We start from the raw sequence: 18,582 nt of genomic DNA, 5'->3' as shown, positions 1-18,582 counted from the left end.
TTTAGAGTTTCTGATTAATATTAATAACTTACATCATTACTCATAGGTAAATCTGATGAAACTACACCCTATTTCGTCGCTCTCACTCGGCCTGTTAATTGCCACGAGCGCTTTATTAGCCGGTTGCAATAATGACGATGATAACGCCGCTATCACGCCACCCACCAGCAAACCCGTTCCTGCTCAAGTGGGAGAAAGACCTTTATTCCTCGTACGTCAAATGCAAGACAGCACACTTAAAACCCGCTTAGAACAATGCACCACTGACAGTTTTTATCGCAGCGAATTTTCTATCGGTCACCGTGGCGCACCAATGCAATTCCCTGAGCATACAAAGGAATCCTACCAAGCGGCTATCGATTCGGGCGCAGGCATAGTCGAGTGTGATGTCACCTTCACCGCCGATAAAGCTTTAGTTTGCCGCCACTCACAGTGCGATCTTGCCAGCACGACCAACATTTTAGCAGTGCCTGAACTGGCTAATAAATGTTCGAGCCCATTCACTCCAGCCGATGCAGCCAATGGCGTCAGCGCATCGGCGACCTGTTGCACCAGCGATATCACCCTCGCCGAATTTAAAACCCTCAAGGGTAAAATGGAAGGCAACAATCCAAAAGCGACCACTGCGGCCGAATTCATCAATGGTACCCCAAGCTGGCGCACCGATCTTTATGCTGGCAATGGCACCTTGATGACCCACGCTGAAAGTATTGATATGTTTAAAAAAGCCGGTGTGAAGATGACGCCAGAGCTAAAAGCGGCGAGCGTATCTATGCCCTTCGATGGTTTTACTCAGCAGGATTACGCGCAAAAAATGTTGGATGAATACACTGCGGCGGGCGTCGATGCTTCGCAAGTATTCCCTCAATCATTTATCTTAGATGACATCAAATATTGGGTCGCCAACGCACCTGAATTTGCGAAGCAAGCCGTGTTTCTCGATGACAGATACGATTATAACAGCGCCTTTGATCCGCAGAACTCTGCCACTTGGTCGCCATCAATGGCGGATTTAAAGACCCAAGGCGTCGAAATTATTGCGCCGCCACTCTGGGTATTAGTCGCCTTAGATGCGGACAAAAAGATCATTCCTTCGGAATACGCTAAGGCCGCCAAAGGCGCAGGGCTTAAGATCATCACTTGGTCGCTGGAGCGATCTGGTTTATTAAAAAATGGCGGCGGCTTTTACTATCAAAGCATTACCGAAGCGATAGATAACGAAGGCGATACCTTTGAATTACTTGATGTACTGGCGAAAGATGTCGGCGTGATTGGAGTGTTCTCCGACTGGCCCGCCACAGTGACTTACTATGCTAACTGTATGGATTTATAAGTCATCGATATAGAAAAAAAAAATGCGTTAACGATTAATCGTTAACGCATTTTTTTATTGCGAAAATAATCTATATCTCGCCGCGAGCTATTTAAACAGGTGCTGGATATTCTTTAAATCGCCCTTACCTTCGGCAATTTCTTCAGGCGTTAAACCTGTGACTTCGTGCGGGAAAACTAACCAGTCTTCAGAGGCATGAATGTAATAGTCGGGTTTTAAAGGCACTGCGGTATTTTTTGGCTTGTAATAAGGGCAAGCGATACGGATATCGGTTGGCATATTTAGGCGCATCAGTTGGCTGAGTTTTTCTTTTAATGCATGAATACTACGGCCAGAGTCAAACACGTCATCCACAATCAATAAACCATCGCTCGCGTTCGCATTTTCAACGATGTAATGCAGGCCATGAACTTTGATTTCTTTGCTTTGTTTGTCGGTGCCAATCCCATAATAGGAAGAAGTACGCACGGCAATGTGATCGGTTTCAACTTGTTTAAAGTCGAAAAATTCCTGTACCGCGATCCCGATTGGAGCACCGCCACGCCAAATACCCACGATAAATTGCGGACGAAAGCCACTCTCATACACTTGCGAAGCTAATAAAAATGAATCTTCCAGCAATTGCTGCGCGGTAACAAAATACTTTTCTGACATGACACAGTCCCCATCACATTGATTTTATTCTTAGGTCGTTAAAGCAAAAGCTTATGACCCCTGTAAGGTCTGTTCGGCGGGTAAAGGTTCCCAAAACACTAGAACAGCTTTGCCTTAGCAAGTGTAGGCAGCCGCCGAATTTTGGGAGCGAATTTTATACCAAAAAAATGCGATGTGCTGCAGTAATAGTAAGAACTTGCGTGACAACAGACATTTATTTTGCCTTTTAAAGCCAAAAGCAACAAAAAGGCCACCCTAAGGTGGCCGATAAACAAGCGAACAATACCGCATTAAACGATAGGCGTAATCACATGCTCGCCTACTTTTGTCTTAGCACTATAACCACGGGCCGTTGCAACTTGGAAATCCTTCGACAAAATGGTATCCACATAATGCCAGTCGCTGCGCACCTCATCAGCGGTAAAGGTGAGCGTCATAAAGCCTCGGTCTTTTAAGTTAGCGTACTTAAGATCTGGCACTAACTCGACGATTGCCGCCTCGGTCGCGGGGATCTGTTCCGCTGGCAGATTCAAATAATATTCAAGGCCTGGCGATGATACTGAGCTGGTCGCAAACTCCACCCCAACGGTATCGCCATTCACGTCTTTAAGCTCGTTTGCCCATGCATTATGGGTGTCACCCGCGATCACAACTAGATTGAGATTTTTCGATTTAGCCGTACCTAAAATCACTTCACGCTCATAGGCATAACCATCCCAAGCATCTAAGTTGTACGGGATTGCAGGTAATTGCAGCAGTGCGATAACTTCTGGCGTGAGTAAAGCTTGATTGGCTTGAAGATATTGCAGCTCTTGGGCAGTCAGCGTGGGATCATTTGCCGCCGCACGGGCCGCTAACTTAGCTAAAGCCCCTAACATGGCAAATTGGGGAATGCTCATCTGCTGAGTGGCAATCGCCGCCGGCAATGACATCTTACCCATTAATACCTGCTGTCCCAGTACCTGCCACTTGCCTGTCGACTGTAGCAATGTGCCCTGTAGCCATAATAATTGCGTCAGCCCCAGCATAGTGCGAGTGGTCGAAGTGACATCGGCAAGGAAACGCTCTCCAGCAAACGAGCCCGTGGTAGGATCCATATAATCGGCATAATCGAGCTGTTTATCACGGGCTAATACGCGAGTATCCAGCATATGCAGATCGACGAGATTGCCGTAACTGAAGCTGCGGTAAATCTCTTCATGGTTCCCTTCACGCCATGGGCGAATCGGCAACCACTCGAAATAAGCTTGTAGTGCCGCTTCTTTACGAACGGCAAAATCCCCTTCGCCTTCGTTGTGATTCTCGGCACTATCACGCCAAGTATCATTGGCCACTTCATGATCATCCCACACTGTAATAAAAGGCACTTTCGCGTGTAACTTTTGCAGACTCGCATCGGTATGGTACTGACCATGGCGAGTGCGGTAATCACTCAACGTCAGCAACTCATTGGCGGGTAACACTTCACGCCCCAATTCGGCAGCATGCTCACTGGCATAACCACCGCGGGCATATTCATAGATGTAATCGCCTAAATGCACCACAGCATCTAAATCATCCTGCGCCGCCGCTAACTCATAGACGTTAAAATAACCGGCAGGAAAGTTAGCACAGGACATCACGGCTAATTTGACTGAGCTAACGTCACCCTCAGGCAGAGTGCGGGTTTTACCCACAACTGAGGTTTTATCACCCGTCATAAAGCGATAAAAGTAGGTTTGCCCGGCACGTAAACCACGGGCATCAATCTTAACCGTGTAGTCACGGCTCGCATTAGTGACAGTCTCACCTGTGGTCACTAATTGACTAAAGGCCGCATCGCTTGCCACTTGCCAACTCACTTTTACATCGCCCTCAGACTCAGGCGTGACACGGGTCCAGAGGATCACGGCATCGACTGCCGGATCGCCACTGGCAATTCCATGTAAAAATTGCGCGGGTACAGAATTATCATCATTACTATCACTACAGCCCATCAAGCCGTAAGAGATCACAGCAACACCAACACCTTTGGCCGACATAGCCAAAAAATCACGACGAGTTACGGTACGATTCATTATTATTCCTTGTTAGATAAGGCTTCACTGGTATGAGGTCTAATAAGACCACGATTGTGAGATATCACTGTTACATATTTGTGACATCTTTGTCAGCCTTTTATGATATCTATCAATTCAAACACTTATACTGGATAGCGTACTTTATTTGTGCAGGACTGGCGTAGGTTACAGAGAAGCTGCTAACATCGGTGCAGGCTAACGCAGCGTGTTAAATGCACGCCTAAGAATGGCAAGAAAAGGAATTTAACAATGAAAGTCAGCGATATTATGAGTGATCAAGTCATCTGCATCAGCGATGGCGCCAGTTTGAAAGATGCCCACCATCTGATGCAAACCCGTGGCGTACGCCACTTACCCGTGATTTCTGAAATTGATGGCACCCTCGTTGGCGTACTCACCCATAAAAAGATGATCGCCAGCGTGATGACTATGTTGAACAAGTACGGCCAAGGCGCGCTCGAGCGCAAGGAACGATACACGCCGATCACAACTGTGATGGATAAAGACTATCAGCATCTCACCGCCGACGAGCCCTTAACTGTGGTGGTTGAATATTTTATCGAGAACAAACTTGGTTGCCTGCCCGTCGTCGATGTCGATAAAAAGGTACTCGGTATCGTCACTTCATCGGACTTTATTAAGCTGTGCCGTACCCTACTGCAAGAGCAAGCGTAACGTTTTACGCTCCTTTTCTTCTATGTCAGCCTTTTACTACGTAAAGGCTGACGCTGTCTTTTTTATAAACTGTGTTTTCTATAAAAAGAAAGGATTCCCTTGGCTAAATTACTCTCACAAGAACAATTTATTCGCGCCTATGAATGCGCAGAATTTGGCTGTTTTGCCAATCAACAACAACTCGCCAAATTACTCGCCGATCCCGATTACGACTTTTTACATCAAGACAGTACCTACTTTGGCAAAGCGGCGACACAAATCACCTGTATCAGTGACTTACAAAGTATGGAGGAATTGCATTTTGTCGCGGCCAACTTGAATTGGGATAACGATGATCCCGACATGGTCAGGGCGATTATCGAACATCCACTCTGCGACGCAGGTACCGCCTTATTACTCTACTGGTACGGACAAGGCTTTTATTACTCCACGCCGGAGACGCTCGACACGCCTTTTGGACAGCTATTCAAAACCATAACCGATAGATTTGTTGCGCGCGGCTATGCCAGTTATAAAATCCATTTTGACCCGCTTAAAGAATGTTTTATGCCCTCATTAGAAGACGTTCTTACTAGAGGATGCCAAATTCCAGGGGCTATTTTTGCCCCCTACAGCACTATGGAAATCGAAACCTATGAAGGGCATCCAAGGTATCTACAATTTAAAAATGAACTACTGAAATCGGGCAAATGGGGCAACCAATAAGTGCTGACCTTTTGTTATCAGCGCGGTTTAAGCTAGGGTTACTGGCGGAATACGCGTAAAACGCTGCCAGCGACCCGAGCGCCAACGCTGCACCATAATCAATCCACGCACCCATTCATCTGCCGCGACGGCAAGCCAAGCAGCCAACACGCCATAACCTAAATGCAAGCCAAAGAACCAAGCAAAAAATACCCCAATACCCCACATACTAAAGAGGCCTACCCGCACAGGGAACGCCACATCACCCGCGCCTTTTAAGGCCGAAATAATCACCAGATTAAACACCCGCCCCGTTTCGAGCGCGATTGAACCTGCCAGTAATAACGCCGTCAGTTGGATGACTTCTTCGTTCTCACTCAACCAGCCGACAATAACGAATCGCTGCCAATAGAAGACTAATACTATGGTCAGTGAAGCCACAAAGCCCACCAAACAGTAACGCTGCACCCGAGTAGTGATTTCATCGAACCATTGTTTACCCACATAGTATCCGGTCTGAATTTGCGTCGCCTGCCCGAGTGCTACCGCAAAACAATAGATAAAACGGCTAATATTCAAGCCATAGGTGTAGGCCGTGAGCGATAAAGTGCCCATCTGGCTGATAAAGTAGATGATGGTCATCTGAGCCACATTGTAAGACAGCATCTCGCCAGCATTGAGCAGGCCAATACGCATCACACTCCAATAAGTGCTGCGCGGTAAGAGCTTAAGTCGTTGCAGTGGCAGCGGAATTTGCTTATGCCGGATCACCATCAGCATGATACACGCACCGATGATCTGGCTGGTCACTGTCGATATCGCCACCCCAGTTACCCCATAAACAGGTAAACCAAAGGGTGAATACAGGGCAATATAATTACCGATCACGTTCATTAAGCCCGTGCTCGAGGTAACTAACATGGCCGAGCGGGTAAAACCGTAACTACGCAAAATAGCGGCGAAGGCAATGTTCATCACTAGCCCTATGCTCAAGCTGCCGCAAATCACTAAATAGTCATATCCAAAACCAGCCACATCGTGCTCAAGCGCAAATAAGCCGATAATGCCCTTAGCACCAAAGAACATAGATGCGCCCATGACCAAGGCTAATACCAAACTCAATACGACACTCGCCACCCCGATATCGACAGCCTGCTGCGGTTGGCCTGCCCCATTGCTTTGGCTAATCAAAATACTTGCGCCCGTACTCACCATCATGGACATGACCATCATGAAGAACATCAGCTGAGTCGTGAGTCCCACTGCGGCAACCGCATTATCGGAATAATGGCTCAGCATAAAGATATCGCTGATCCCAAGCAGAGATTGCAGCAAGGTCTCGATAAAAATCGGCCACGTCAGGGCAACTATGCCCATGCGCTGTTGCAATGTTTTGGGTGCTTTTGCCACGAAAGATTCCTGCAAATAGAGAACGAATAACGAGTGTGATCGCTGGCTCAATGTGTCGCTCAAACAGCATCTTGGCAACCTATATTTTAGCCAAGAGACTGAAACCCACTTTCACAAATAGACATCAAAGTGCTATCGAACGCACAATCAGGCGGACATTTAAGCGCATTAAGCCTGACAGTCAATTAAGTTGGTAATTTTCTTACAAGACACCCTACAACTCAATCTGTAATAGTGAAAAAGATGCCGACTGCAACCGTATTCATTACTAAGTTAATACCAAAGTTAATTTCCGCAATCATGATAGAGCTCATGGCTGAGTGTGAATCTAGGCTACCAATTCAATTAAGCTGCCGATAAACTCAGCACATTGCAGAACAGCCGAGCGCACTAAAAATTGAGGGAGTATTAAATGAGCCAACTCTATTTAGAAGAGGGAATTAAACAATTGGTTAGCGAGTTTATCGCGGCGGGTTGCCCATCGGTACGAGAGCAAAGCATTGAGCAACGTCGGCAAGGTTATATCGCCAGCACTGTACTCGCGGGTGAGCCTGAAGAGGTGTTCGAGGTGCGCGCAATTTCCATCGATGGCGCAGAATTAACTCTGTTTAAACCCTCGGCGGCAGACAATTTACCTATCGTCATTTACTACCATGGTGGCTGTTTTGTCAGTGGCGGCGTTGAAACCCATAATCAACAACTGCGAAAACTCGCCAATGATTCTGGCGCACTGGTGATCGCCGTTCGCTATCGCCTCGCCCCAGAACATGTTTATCCCGCTGCCCACGACGATGCCTGCCATGCCGCAGAAGTCATCTATCAACATTGTCACCAATGGGGCGGTGATAACACTAAGATCACCCTAATGGGCGACAGCGCCGGCGGCCATTTAGCCCTAGTCACTTGCCTGCGTTTAAAAGCCAAAGGGCAATGGTTGCCACACAAACAAGTGCTTATCTATCCTATGCTCGATGCCACCGCGAAGAGCCAAAGCTATAGCGACAATGGCGAGAAATACATCATCACCCGCGACACCTTGCTAACAGGTTTCGATCTGTATTTAGATTGGCACCCCAGAACCGATGCCGAAGCCAGTCCACTTCGCCGTGATGACTTAGCAGGCTTACCGGAAACCCATATCATCACCGCCGAATTCGATCCACTCGTCGATGAAGGTGAACAGCTATTTAGGAATCTATTAGAGGCTGGCGTAAATGCCCACTGCCGTCGTTATCTTGGCGTCATCCATGGTTTCTTCCAACTCTCGGGCGTGAGCCGTTCCGCTCGGGATGCCATGGTGCAGGTGACCAATATAGTGAAGACAGCCTAACGTCATACTTGATGATTAATTCATTCATAAAAAAGGCTTTCTATCTAGATAGAAAGCCTTTTTTAATCGTTTGATATTCAGATTTAAACGGTTTTCTTTCGATACGCCAAGAACAACAAAACTATACCTACGGCTAAAAACGGTAAGCTCAGAAGTTGTCCCGCACTTAAGAAAGTTTCAGAGTAAGCCGCTTGGCTAACTTTAATCGACTCAATCGCAATTCGCGCACTAAACACCGATACCAGAAACAGGCCGAAAATAGCCCCATGTCCTTGTTTAATCTGCGTGTATTGATACAAAGCATACAGACCAATAAAGATAGCTAAATAAGCGAAAGCCTCATAGAGCTGTGCTGGATGTCTTGGCAACATGTCGACACGGGCAAATATAATGCCCCAAGGTTGAGTCGTAGGATCGCCTAAAATTTCTGAGTTGGCGAAGTTTGCCATACGCACAAAAAAGCCAAAAATGGCGGTGGCGATCGCGAGTCTGTCCAACAAAAACAGGAAGGGTAGCTTCACTTTACGTTGGTAATAATACAAGGCCAGAATCGCGCCTAAACCACCACCGTGGCTGGCGAGTCCGCCTTCCCAAATCGCCAAGATCTTAAGCGGATGAGCAAAGTAATAAGTCGGATCGTAGAACATACAATGGGCCAAACGCGCACCCACAATAATGCCAACCACACAATAAATCAGTAAATTATCAAGGGACTCAAGATCGAGATTTTCCTTGATATAAATCCGCTTCATCACCTGAAAACCAGCAGTAATAGCAAGAGCAAACAGGACTCCATACCAATGTATTTTTAGTCCCATAAACGAGATTAATACAGGATCGAGCTCCCACACTAAGTGTTCCAAATTCAATTACTCCATAACACTTGGTACATAGAGGTACGCCAAAAAGCATGTTTTACGTGGTTAAACGCCAATAGACAAGCCTTGTCGCGGGGATATCTTACTATTGAGTCAAATTTAATGACTCAGAGCGACCTTGGTTTTGCCGAATGAGGCAATGTCAACCAAGTTACCATTTAACAAATCAACTAGCTAAATTTAACTGACTTTGGCGCTTCCCTAACGGCTCAGACGTTGGATGATGTCACTATGCTGTGGATATTGGGCTAACAAAGTTTGTTGGCTAAACAGCTCAAAATCATCAAAGGTAAAACCGGGCGATACCATACAGCCCACTAATGAAAAACCATCTTGATTCATGGCTGAACCAAAGATACAGCCCTTAGGGACTAAAAACTGTGGCCGCTCGCCCGCAGCTAAATTAAGCCCTAATTGCGCCGTCGTTAGCACCCCATCAGGATCAATCATGTAAATCGTCAGTGATTGCCCCGCATGGAAATACCACATTTCATCAGCTGTCAGACGATGGAAATGGGAAACCTCTCCCGTACGCAGCAAAAAATAGATACTGCTCCATAATGCCCGAGTCTGATCAAATGCCGTTTCTGAACGATAGGATGAGCGGTAATAACCGCCTTCAACATGCTGCTCTAGCGCTAAATGTTCAATAAAATCATCTGCAGTATGCATTATAAATCCCTGTGTAAAATTAAAACCACAATTAAGGCCCTAGATTCTACTCGAAAATCATCTGTCCACTAAGCACTGCAATGAAGCTTTTTGAACATAAGCACAAACGCTAAAATTCAAGACATCACGACTGACTCGATACGATCGCAGGGCTTAGGTTTTAAGCCTCAACAGGGATACAACTCTGCGCCATCGAACGCTCTGATGCCTTGGTAAAATCGCGACGACAAATAAATTGTACGGCATATTGTTATGGTTTGTTGTTACCCACAAAAGCGGCTAAATTGTAATGAGTTCGCAGGATGCATTCGCGGCTAAAGCGCCAAAGAGTAGTTTATCTATGATAACTTGGACACGCGGACTTAAGGTTGGGTGATTTTCCACAGGGATTTTAATCGATGATCAAAATAGAAGAAATGGCTTTAGTCCTTGATGCACTTCCTGATCCTACTTTTGTTCTGTCAAAAAGTGGTAAATACATTGCCGTCTTCGGTGGTAAAGATGACCGTTATTACCACGATGGTAGTGGCCTAATCGGCTTGTATCTTAGCGATGTGTTAAAGGCTGACAAACTCAATTACTTCTTACAGGTTATCGAAAGTGCATTAACCAGCCGAAAATTACTGATCGAAGAATATGAATTGAGCAATAAAGATGTCAAAGGCTTACCCGATATAGGCCCTGAACAACCCATTTGGTTTGAGGGACGCATTCAAGCACTAGACTTTCTGGTTGATGATGAGCCTGTGGTGCTTTGGGTCGCCAGTAATATTTCCAAGCGGCATGAACTTGAACTGCAACTACGTCAACTAAGCGATACCGATCAGCTGACAGGGCTGTATAACCGTCGCCGCTTAGAACGTGATTTAACCTTTCAATTCGATATATTTCAGCGCCACCGTATTCCCACCTCAATCTTGATCCTCGATTTAGACCATTTAAAGTCCATCAATGATCAGTTGGGTCACTATGCTGGCGATCAAATCATCATCGCAGTTGCCGAAACCTGCCGAACTCAATTTAGAAAAACCGATAGCGCGTATCGTTTTGGTGGCGATGAATTTGTGATTGCCCTACCTGGGGTTGAGCATTCGCAAGCGGTTGAATTTGCAGAATACCTCTGCGATTGCTTTTACACTGAACTGCAAAAATATGCGGTCAATGGCTTGTTTGCCACCGTAAGCATTGGAGTCGCTTCTATCGAACCATTGGATAAGTCCTATGAAGAAACGCTTAAGCGGGCCGATGCGGCCTTGTATCAAGCTAAACGTAACGGTAAAAATCGAGTTATATCAAATACAGCCTAAGCGGGCTGAACATTTCAAACCACACATAGCAATAACAAACGCCCTTAATAAATGATAGCCACAAGTGCTCATAAGAAGCGCGAATCAAAAGAGCAACAAACAAAAAAGCGAACCAAAAGGTTCGCTTTTAAACACATGAAGCTAATGCCAAATAACAGAATTAATTCAGGTCTTTCGCAGCTTTACGGGCTTGATGCAACTTCTTATAGCTTTCAATCAATCTTAAATGCGGCTCAATACCTTCGAGCTGCATGCTAGTCTTAGTTAAACCATAAAAACGCACTTTACCTGTGACTGAGCCAACGACGTTGTCCATCACTTCTTTACCGAACATACGGTTGAAGTTATGGATAAAATCATCAAGTTCTAACTCTTCATCTAAGGTCACTTCCAGCACAGCATTCATGGCTTGGTAGAACAGGCCACGTTTAACGGTATTGTCGTTAAACTGTAGGAACTCACCGACCAGCTCAATCGCGTCTTCGTGTGCACCGAGTGCCAAATAAATCAGGATCTTAAGCTCAATAATCGTCAGTTTTCCCCACACGGTATTTTCATCAAATACAATGCCGATTAAGGTGCGAATATCCGTGTAGTTATCGAGTTGGCTTTCTTCTAAACGGTTGACCAAATTAGCCAATTGCTTAGTGCTTAACGAATGCAGATTTAAGATATCTTCACGGTACGCCAGCGCTTTGTTGGTGTTATCCCAAATCAAGTCATCAACTGGATAAATTTCAGAGTAATCAGGTACTAATATACGACACGCCGATGCGCCTAAATCGGTAAACTCGGCGATATACACCTCTTTACCTAACGCTTCTAAGATCCCAAACAGGCCGTCGGCTTCTTCTTCGCTGGTGCCAGAAAAATCCCATTCGCAGAATTCATAATCAAATTTACTGCTGAAGAAGCGCCATGAAATCACTCCTGTTGAATCAATAAAGTGCTCAACAAAGTTTTCTGGCTCGCTGACCGCCATGCTGTTAAAGGTCGGTTTTGGCACATCATTTAAGCCTTCAAAGCTACGGCCTTGCAGCAATTCAGTTAAGCTACGCTCTAACGCCACTTCAAAGCTTGGGTGCGCGCCAAAGGAGGCGAATACACCGCCAGTTTTCGGGTTCATCAGGGTGACGCACATCACTGGGAACTGGCCGCCGAGTGAGGCATCTTTAACCACAACTGGGAAGCCTTGCTCTTCTAAACCGTTAATGCCCGCGAGGATGCTTGGGTACTTTTCTAGTACAGACATAGGCACATCGGGCAGGACAATTTCTTGCTCAATAATTTGGCGTTTTACAGCGCGCTCAAAAATCTCTGACAAGCACTGCACATGGGCTTCTTGCAGGTTATTACCCGCACTCATACCATTGCTTAAGAACAAGTTTTCAATCAGGTTCGACGGGAAGTAAACCGTTTCACCGTCAGATTTACGGGTGTAAGGAATCGCACAAATGCCGCGCTTAATATTGCCCGAATTAGTATCAATCAAGTGCGAACCGCACAGCTCGTCGTCTGGGTTGTAAATCTCTAAACAATAGTCATCCAGAATACCCGCTGGCAGCGCATCATCTTCCTCTAACGCAAACCACTTTTCATTGGGATAATGCACAAATTCGCTATTGGCGATTTCAGTCCCAAAGAATTGATCATTATAGAAAAAGTTATTATTTAACCGCTCAATAAACTCGCCGAGCGCCGAACACAGCGCGCTTTCTTTGGTAGCGCCTTTACCATTGGTGAAACACATTGGCGAAGCCGCGTCACGAATGTGCAGTGACCACACGTTCGGCACGATATTGCGCCATGATGAGATCTCTATCTTCATTCCAAGATCGGCGAGCATGCCCGTCATATTGGCAATGGTTTGCTCCAGCGGCAGATCTTTACCCAGAATAAAGGTGCTCGATGCGCCATTAGGCTGGCCCATCAACATGGCATTGGCGTCTGAATCTAGGTTCTCAACGGTTTCAATTTTAAATTCTGGGCCAGTTTGCACCACTTTTTTAACGGTACAACGGTCAATCGAGCGCAAAATACCTTCGCGATCTTTCTCCGAAATATCTTCGGGTAACTCAACTTGAATTTGGAAAATCTGATTGTAGCGATCTTCTGGATCAACAATATTATTCTGCGACAGTCTAATGTTATCCGTTGGAATATCACGGGCTTTGCAATATACCTTCACGAAATAGGCCGCACACAGGGCTGACGACGCTAAGAAATAGTCAAACGGACTAGGGGCAGAACCATCACCTTTGTAGCGGATTGGCTGATCGGCGGTCACGGTAAAATCATCAAACTTGGCTTCAAGTCTAAGATTGTCGAGAAAATTAACTTTGATTTCCATTGAATATGATTTCCACTAAATATGCGAGTCTGTAGCAGCCCATCGACCAAGTCGCGTCATTGGTAATGAGTCATTAAGGGGGAATTATCGGTGTTTTTGGCCCATTAGTCTTGGGTTAATTATGTTAAAAACCATAATCAGGGCATTTACGGCTGAGCTTGGTGGGTTGAATAGTAGGGTTAAGCGAGTACTTAGATTGAGTATCAAGAAGGCGAGGAAACCAATGAGTCGCAGAGTAACACTCTGTGCAAAAACACATTATGGATGTTTTTCAGTTTCGCGCTTAACCAACAGGAAGGTTAAATACATCTTAGTCGGTAATGACAAGGCCATGCCAAAGGCAACACACATGGCACTGAGAATAATCCCTTGCACACCCATCGCTTCAACGGTGTCATTAAAGTTATGCAGATAAATCCCCAGCGCAATAAGACAAATACCCACACTAATGCAGATTTTCAGCGTTAGGATCAACTTTTCATTTGTCACAACCCTGCCCTTACTATTTGCCACTATCTGCACCGGCTGCACCAGCTCTAGCTAATTTTGCATCAATTTTAGCTAATATAGTGAACTCATTGGGCCCATATAATGTTGATAAAGATCAAAAGAAAGGCCTAGATTCACAGCATAGTTAACGATTTTGGAATCAATCAACAGCGCGCATTTTATCGATTTCCATTACATTTTTGTTAACTTAAGCACTTAAGAATGCGGGAAATTAGCTATACTGCCCTGCAATAAAAGAGATGTTCATCATGGAGTCGTCAAGCATGTCTAATTTCAGCCTACGTAATAAATTACTGCTGTTGTCGTTATTCCCTTTAATTTTTACTTTGTTCGTACTCATGACCGTTTCTTACTATGTCGAAAAAGACGCCCTTGCAGATGAAGTGACGACCTTTAGAACTAAGCTCATCGGTGAACGTAAAACACAAATAAAAGAAGCCACCGAAATTGCCGCAGGAATAGTGCAGTATCAGTTGTCTTTAAAAGAAAATGGCAATGTAAACCAAGCGCTACGTGATATCCGTTTTGGCAGTTCTGGTTACTTCTTTATTTACGACTCCCAAGGTAAAAACCTGTTCCATGCCGTCATGCCCAACCTCGAAGGGCAAAATAAAATTGATATGACAGATCCCCGCGGCACTAAAATCATTGTCGGTTTACTCGATGCCGCTAAAAAAGGGGACGGTAACTTCTCGTTCTACTTTCAAAAACCCAATACCAATGAGCAAATTGAAAAAATCGGTTACTCCATGATGATCCCTGGCACTGACTGGATGCTAGGCACGGGAGTCTATATCGATGATATCGACACTGTCGTTGAGGATTATCGTGCGACGGTCACTGAGCAGATGATCGAAAAATCCTATGCCATTCTGTTAATTGCGCTGTTACTCGCCGCGATTACTGTCGCTGTTATTCTGATCACTGCCCAACGTATGGTCGCGCCAATTAAAAATATGGCGAATAACTTAAACGATATCGCTAAAGGCGAAGGCGATTTAACCAAACGTCTTATTGTGAAAGGTGAAGATGAAATTGCACAACTAGGTCAATCCTTTAACCTATTTGTCGATAAACTCCAAACCATCATAGGCGATGTGGCAAACGCGACGGCTAAAGTTAAAACCGCCGCCAACGCGATTCACGATCAAACCAAAGTCATGTCGAGCCAACTCATCAGCCATAACAATGAAACCGATCAAGTGGTTACCGCTATTACTGAAATGTCAGCTACCGCCAGCGAAGTAGCGCAAAATACCACGCAAGTGGCCGAAGCGACCCATGCTGCCACTGGCGATGTAGCCAATGCCCAGCGCTGCGTCGATGCTTCTTTAGAAGAAATTTCGGCACTCATGGCGCAAATAAACAATGCGGCGGGCAGTATTCAATCCTTGAGCGAACAGTCTAAAAAAATCAACAACGTGCTATCAGTGATTGGCGGTATTGCTGAGCAAACTAACCTATTAGCATTAAATGCCGCCATCGAAGCGGCCCGCGCCGGAGAACAGGGCCGAGGCTTTGCCGTGGTGGCCGATGAAGTGCGTAACTTAGCGAGCAGAACGCAATCAAGCACTTTGGAAATCAATGAGATGCTAACTGAACTGCACAAGCTTGTCGCACTGGCAGTAAAAACGATGGAAGAAAGTCAGCAAAGCTGCGTGCGCTCGGTAGACTCATCTCGTGCAATTTCTGAAAGCCTAGGCTCAGTGACATCGGCGGTCACGGCAATTAACGACATGAGCACCCAAATTGCGACTGCTGCCACGGAACAAAGCTCTGTGACCGAAGAAATCAACCGTAATGTGTTCGCCATCCAAGAGATAGTGAATGAGTTACTCCATTCCAGCGAAGATGCTGCCAGAGTCAGCCAAACCGTGTCGCAGGAAGGTATTAACTTAGGTAAGCTCGTCGGTCAGTTTAAGATTTAAAATATTTTCAATGGGTTGCAAGCTAGATAAGACATAGCAACCCATTAGTTTGCTGCAAATGTAAGATAAGGTCTCAGCCTTGCTGAGACCGATGGCAGTGGAATTGAAGGATTGTGGGATCGTGGGATTTTTAATTTCAAAAAGTAAAACTTAAATCCCATTGCCTACGTATATAAGTCCAAATACCCAATCCAATAGAAATGACCATGTTCTCAATATTTAAGAAAAATCCCTTAAAAAAATTAACTCAGCAATATAACGCCAAGCTTGAACAAGCTATGCATGCCCAGAGAAAAGGCGATATTAGATCCTACTCACTGCTGACCGCTGAAGCCGAGCAAATTGAAAATCAAATAAAAGTGTTAGAAAAAGCAGCCCAGCAATAGAGGCGCATAGCGAGAGCGAGAACGCGAAACAAGCAAACTACCAAGAGTCGGCTTGAAAACGTGCCAATCTGGCCTCTGTGACTGTGCATTGGGTCAATTGCATCAACTCACCTAAGGTAATCGCAGGGTTGTCTGTGATAAGCCGAATCAGCTTAGCGTCTAATGGTTCAAGTTTGTCCGCATGTTGCAGCAAGGCTGACTCCAACTTTTTGATAAGATAACCAAACTGGCCATCTTTAGCTGTTAACTGCTGCGCCAGCAATGGCTCACTTTGTAAATGCGCACAGCAGGATTGGATCTTGATCGCCGCGCCAACAATGCACCAATTCCTTGAACGCCGCACACGCTTAAGCTCGCAATCATATTGGGTTGCAATCACTTGAGCTTGTTTAACCGCCTCCCGTCCAATTCGATGAATCAGCGAGGGCAGCGAGATACTAATGTCGTCGTTCATAACGCTTGGTTAATCGCCGCTCTTTTTATGCCTGCATGGGTAAAAGCCTGCTCGACTTTACATTCAAATACAAAAATTCAATGCGCGGCAGTGTACTCTGCCTCACTTTATTCTAAAAGCTCCACCCTCTGCCGGATAAGATTTGATGCGATTATGCTTTTACTCATTAACCCACATATTTTGAGTGAGTTTCGCACCAAGTTTGTAGCTTATGTTGTAAATCGCGCAGCTTCTTTGGGTAATGGCTCTGCTTGGCATAAACCATATACAACTCATGTGGATAGCATTGCCATTGGGGAACGAGCAAAGTGAGTTTGTGCTGAACGATATCCTCCTCTACCAAATAATAAGGCAGGCTAGCGATACCTGTACCACTCAAAGTAAGAAGATGTGTAGTGGCATAGTTTGAACTGCACAGTGCAGGCTCAAAAGTGAGCGTGAGACTGTCCCCTGTGAGCGGTTCAAACACCCACTGAGTTTCGCCCGAAGACAATAGACGATAATGGCGTAAATCATCAGGGTGACGAACTTCTGCGGCTGCGGGATGCGCGGGCGAAACCACTAAGACATGGCGAATTCTGCCAAGATATCTGGCGATCAGATTATCGCTGTGCGCAATGCTTGTTCTTAAGGCGAGATCAAAATTACCGAACTCAACATCTTGAATACTCTGCTCAAAACACAGTTCGAGTTTCACTTGAGGATACGAAGCAATAAACTGAAGCAGCATAGGACTCAGCAATTTTTTGCCCAGTTCCGTTGGAGCGGTGAATTTTAAAGTCCCACAGGAGTCCTGCGTTAAATCCTGCACTAAACGTCCAGCTTCATTGGCCAGCCTCTCGATTTCGCAGGCTTTACCATATAATGCTTGCCCTGCTTCGGTCATAGATACTCGCCGCGTGGTTCGGTGGAGTAATTGACAACCCATTTCATCTTCAAGGGATTTAACATGGCGCGACACTAAGCCTTTAGATGCGCCGAGTTGTTCAGACGCAGCGCTAAAACTGTGCATTTTGGCAACCAGCATAAATGACTGCAGATGAGTGAGATTCATCAATTAAGCCTATTAACGAAACAATGTGGTGATTATATGCGCTTTTTCTATTTAATTAACCAGATTATCCTCAATTCGTATTCAATTTAGGAGCATGTCATGAAAATAGTCGTAGTGGGTGCATCAGGCACAATCGGACAAGCCATAGTCCGCTTATTTCATTCAACTCAGCATGAAGTTATTCAGGTAGGGCGAACAACGGGGGATGTCCTGATAGACATTCGGGATGAACATTCACTTCATCAAGGGCTAGAAAAAATCGGTAAAGTCGATGCAATGATTTCGGCCATGGGTGATGTCGTGTTTAAACCCTTTAACGCTATGACTCAAGCAGACTGGTATACAGGGCTCCAAAGTAAGTTATTGGGGCAAATACAGTTAGTGCAAATAGGTAGCCAATACCTCAACGCTGGGGGCAGTTTTACACTGACCAGTGGCATTATTGCCGATGTCCCAGTAAAAGATGGCATCAGTGCCGCCACAATCAATGGCGCACTTGAGCATTTTGTTACCGCCGTCGCGGGTGAATTACCTGCGCAGCAGCGGATAAACATTGTCAGCCCAACGGTATTAAGCGAGTCATTAGCGAGCTATCAGGACTATTTTCCCGGTTTTAGTGCAATCAATGCCGACATATTAGCCAAGGTTTATTTGCGCTCAGTCATGGGCAGAGAAAACGGCCGAGTGCTGAAAGCCTTTTCCAGCTGCGGCACAGTGTCCTAACAGCTGTGCCCTAACAGCAGTGCCCTAACAGCAGTGTCCTAACAGCAGTGTCCTAACAGCAGTGTCCTAACAGCAGTGTCCTAACAGCAGTGTCCTAACAGCAGTGTCCTAACAGCAGTGTCCTAACAGGACAACCTAACTTTGTAACGCAAGGCGCGCAATCAGTCACAGTTA

Annotated in this window: 17 protein-coding genes; 8 read left to right on the top strand and 9 right to left on the bottom strand. The window is 45.6% G+C overall.

Annotated elements, in window-relative coordinates; translation table 11 throughout:
* The first annotated feature begins 55 nt into the window (after positions 1 to 55).
* The gene (locus tag L5L91_RS06395) at positions 56 to 1,333 is read left to right on the top strand and encodes a glycerophosphodiester phosphodiesterase family protein (RefSeq protein ID WP_263161469.1); all 1,278 of its coding nucleotides are present in this window, start codon (positions 56 to 58) and stop codon (positions 1,331 to 1,333) included.
* Between the two features lie 87 nt (positions 1,334 to 1,420).
* Here the strand turns inward: L5L91_RS06395 and L5L91_RS06390 are convergent, their stop codons facing one another.
* Both L5L91_RS06390 and L5L91_RS06385 read right to left on the bottom strand, forming a co-directional pair.
* Positions 1,421 to 1,987, bottom strand: a complete 567-nt coding sequence (locus L5L91_RS06390; RefSeq protein ID WP_028759331.1) for a phosphoribosyltransferase — start codon at positions 1,985 to 1,987, stop codon at positions 1,421 to 1,423.
* Between the two features lie 290 nt (positions 1,988 to 2,277).
* Positions 2,278 to 4,044, bottom strand: a complete 1,767-nt coding sequence (locus tag L5L91_RS06385) for an alkaline phosphatase D family protein (RefSeq protein WP_263139624.1) — start codon at positions 4,042 to 4,044, stop codon at positions 2,278 to 2,280.
* Between the two features lie 252 nt (positions 4,045 to 4,296).
* Between L5L91_RS06385 and L5L91_RS06380 the strand changes: the two genes are divergently transcribed.
* Entirely contained in the window at positions 4,297 to 4,722 is a 426-nt protein-coding gene (locus L5L91_RS06380) for an HPP family protein (RefSeq protein ID WP_263161466.1), read from the top strand.
* 99 nt (positions 4,723 to 4,821) lie between these two features.
* Positions 4,822 to 5,427: a DUF4274 domain-containing protein gene (locus L5L91_RS06375; protein WP_263161463.1), complete on the top strand. Its 606-nt coding sequence runs from the start codon at positions 4,822 to 4,824 to the stop codon at positions 5,425 to 5,427.
* A 27-nt stretch (positions 5,428 to 5,454) separates the two neighbouring features.
* Here the strand turns inward: L5L91_RS06375 and L5L91_RS06370 are convergent, their stop codons facing one another.
* Entirely contained in the window at positions 5,455 to 6,816 is a 1,362-nt protein-coding gene (locus tag L5L91_RS06370) for an MATE family efflux transporter (protein WP_263161462.1), read from the bottom strand.
* A 412-nt stretch (positions 6,817 to 7,228) separates the two neighbouring features.
* On the opposite strand from L5L91_RS06370, the gene L5L91_RS06365 reads away from it, so the two are divergent.
* A complete protein-coding gene (locus L5L91_RS06365; RefSeq protein WP_219250407.1) occupies positions 7,229 to 8,146 on the top strand; it encodes an alpha/beta hydrolase in 918 nt (305 codons plus the stop codon).
* Positions 8,147 to 8,229: 83 nt separating this feature from the next.
* Here L5L91_RS06365 and lgt read toward each other — a convergent pair whose 3' ends face one another.
* Positions 8,230 to 9,009 (bottom strand): prolipoprotein diacylglyceryl transferase, encoded by a 780-nt coding sequence (gene lgt, locus L5L91_RS06360; protein WP_263235929.1) that lies wholly within the window; start codon positions 9,007 to 9,009, stop codon positions 8,230 to 8,232.
* Between the two features lie 216 nt (positions 9,010 to 9,225).
* The gene (locus L5L91_RS06355) at positions 9,226 to 9,696 is read right to left on the bottom strand and encodes a cupin domain-containing protein (protein WP_173242850.1); all 471 of its coding nucleotides are present in this window, start codon (positions 9,694 to 9,696) and stop codon (positions 9,226 to 9,228) included.
* Positions 9,697 to 10,094: 398 nt separating this feature from the next.
* On the opposite strand from L5L91_RS06355, the gene L5L91_RS06350 reads away from it, so the two are divergent.
* The gene (locus L5L91_RS06350) at positions 10,095 to 11,003 is read left to right on the top strand and encodes a GGDEF domain-containing protein (protein WP_131523762.1); all 909 of its coding nucleotides are present in this window, start codon (positions 10,095 to 10,097) and stop codon (positions 11,001 to 11,003) included.
* A 160-nt stretch (positions 11,004 to 11,163) separates the two neighbouring features.
* Here L5L91_RS06350 and L5L91_RS06345 read toward each other — a convergent pair whose 3' ends face one another.
* Together L5L91_RS06345 and L5L91_RS06340 are read right to left on the bottom strand one after the other, a co-directional pair.
* A complete protein-coding gene (locus L5L91_RS06345) occupies positions 11,164 to 13,353 on the bottom strand; it encodes an OsmC domain/YcaO domain-containing protein (RefSeq protein WP_219250409.1) in 2,190 nt (729 codons plus the stop codon).
* A 258-nt stretch (positions 13,354 to 13,611) separates the two neighbouring features.
* On the bottom strand, positions 13,612 to 13,842 hold the full coding sequence (locus L5L91_RS06340) for a hypothetical protein (protein ID WP_263203955.1): 231 nt from the start codon (positions 13,840 to 13,842) through the stop codon (positions 13,612 to 13,614).
* 284 nt (positions 13,843 to 14,126) lie between these two features.
* On the opposite strand from L5L91_RS06340, the gene L5L91_RS06335 reads away from it, so the two are divergent.
* On the top strand, positions 14,127 to 15,791 hold the full coding sequence (locus tag L5L91_RS06335) for a methyl-accepting chemotaxis protein (RefSeq protein ID WP_212599701.1): 1,665 nt from the start codon (positions 14,127 to 14,129) through the stop codon (positions 15,789 to 15,791).
* Positions 15,792 to 15,997: 206 nt separating this feature from the next.
* The gene (locus tag L5L91_RS06330; RefSeq protein ID WP_263200092.1) at positions 15,998 to 16,177 is read left to right on the top strand and encodes a DUF6435 family protein; all 180 of its coding nucleotides are present in this window, start codon (positions 15,998 to 16,000) and stop codon (positions 16,175 to 16,177) included.
* A gap of 37 nt (positions 16,178 to 16,214) precedes the next feature.
* Here L5L91_RS06330 and L5L91_RS06325 read toward each other — a convergent pair whose 3' ends face one another.
* Both L5L91_RS06325 and L5L91_RS06320 read right to left on the bottom strand, forming a co-directional pair.
* Entirely contained in the window at positions 16,215 to 16,631 is a 417-nt protein-coding gene (locus tag L5L91_RS06325) for a ribosome recycling factor family protein (protein WP_212599700.1), read from the bottom strand.
* A gap of 166 nt (positions 16,632 to 16,797) precedes the next feature.
* On the bottom strand, positions 16,798 to 17,685 hold the full coding sequence (locus tag L5L91_RS06320; RefSeq protein ID WP_212599699.1) for a LysR family transcriptional regulator: 888 nt from the start codon (positions 17,683 to 17,685) through the stop codon (positions 16,798 to 16,800).
* A 99-nt stretch (positions 17,686 to 17,784) separates the two neighbouring features.
* Between L5L91_RS06320 and L5L91_RS06315 the strand changes: the two genes are divergently transcribed.
* On the top strand, positions 17,785 to 18,408 hold the full coding sequence (locus L5L91_RS06315) for a short chain dehydrogenase (protein ID WP_212599698.1): 624 nt from the start codon (positions 17,785 to 17,787) through the stop codon (positions 18,406 to 18,408).
* The last annotated feature ends 174 nt before the right edge of the window (positions 18,409 to 18,582 follow it).

Source organism: Shewanella sp. SM55 (assembly GCF_025654025.1).
In the GTDB taxonomy this organism is placed as follows: domain Bacteria; phylum Pseudomonadota; class Gammaproteobacteria; order Enterobacterales; family Shewanellaceae; genus Shewanella; species Shewanella oncorhynchi.
This window is presented reverse-complemented; position numbering and strand designations above follow the sequence as displayed.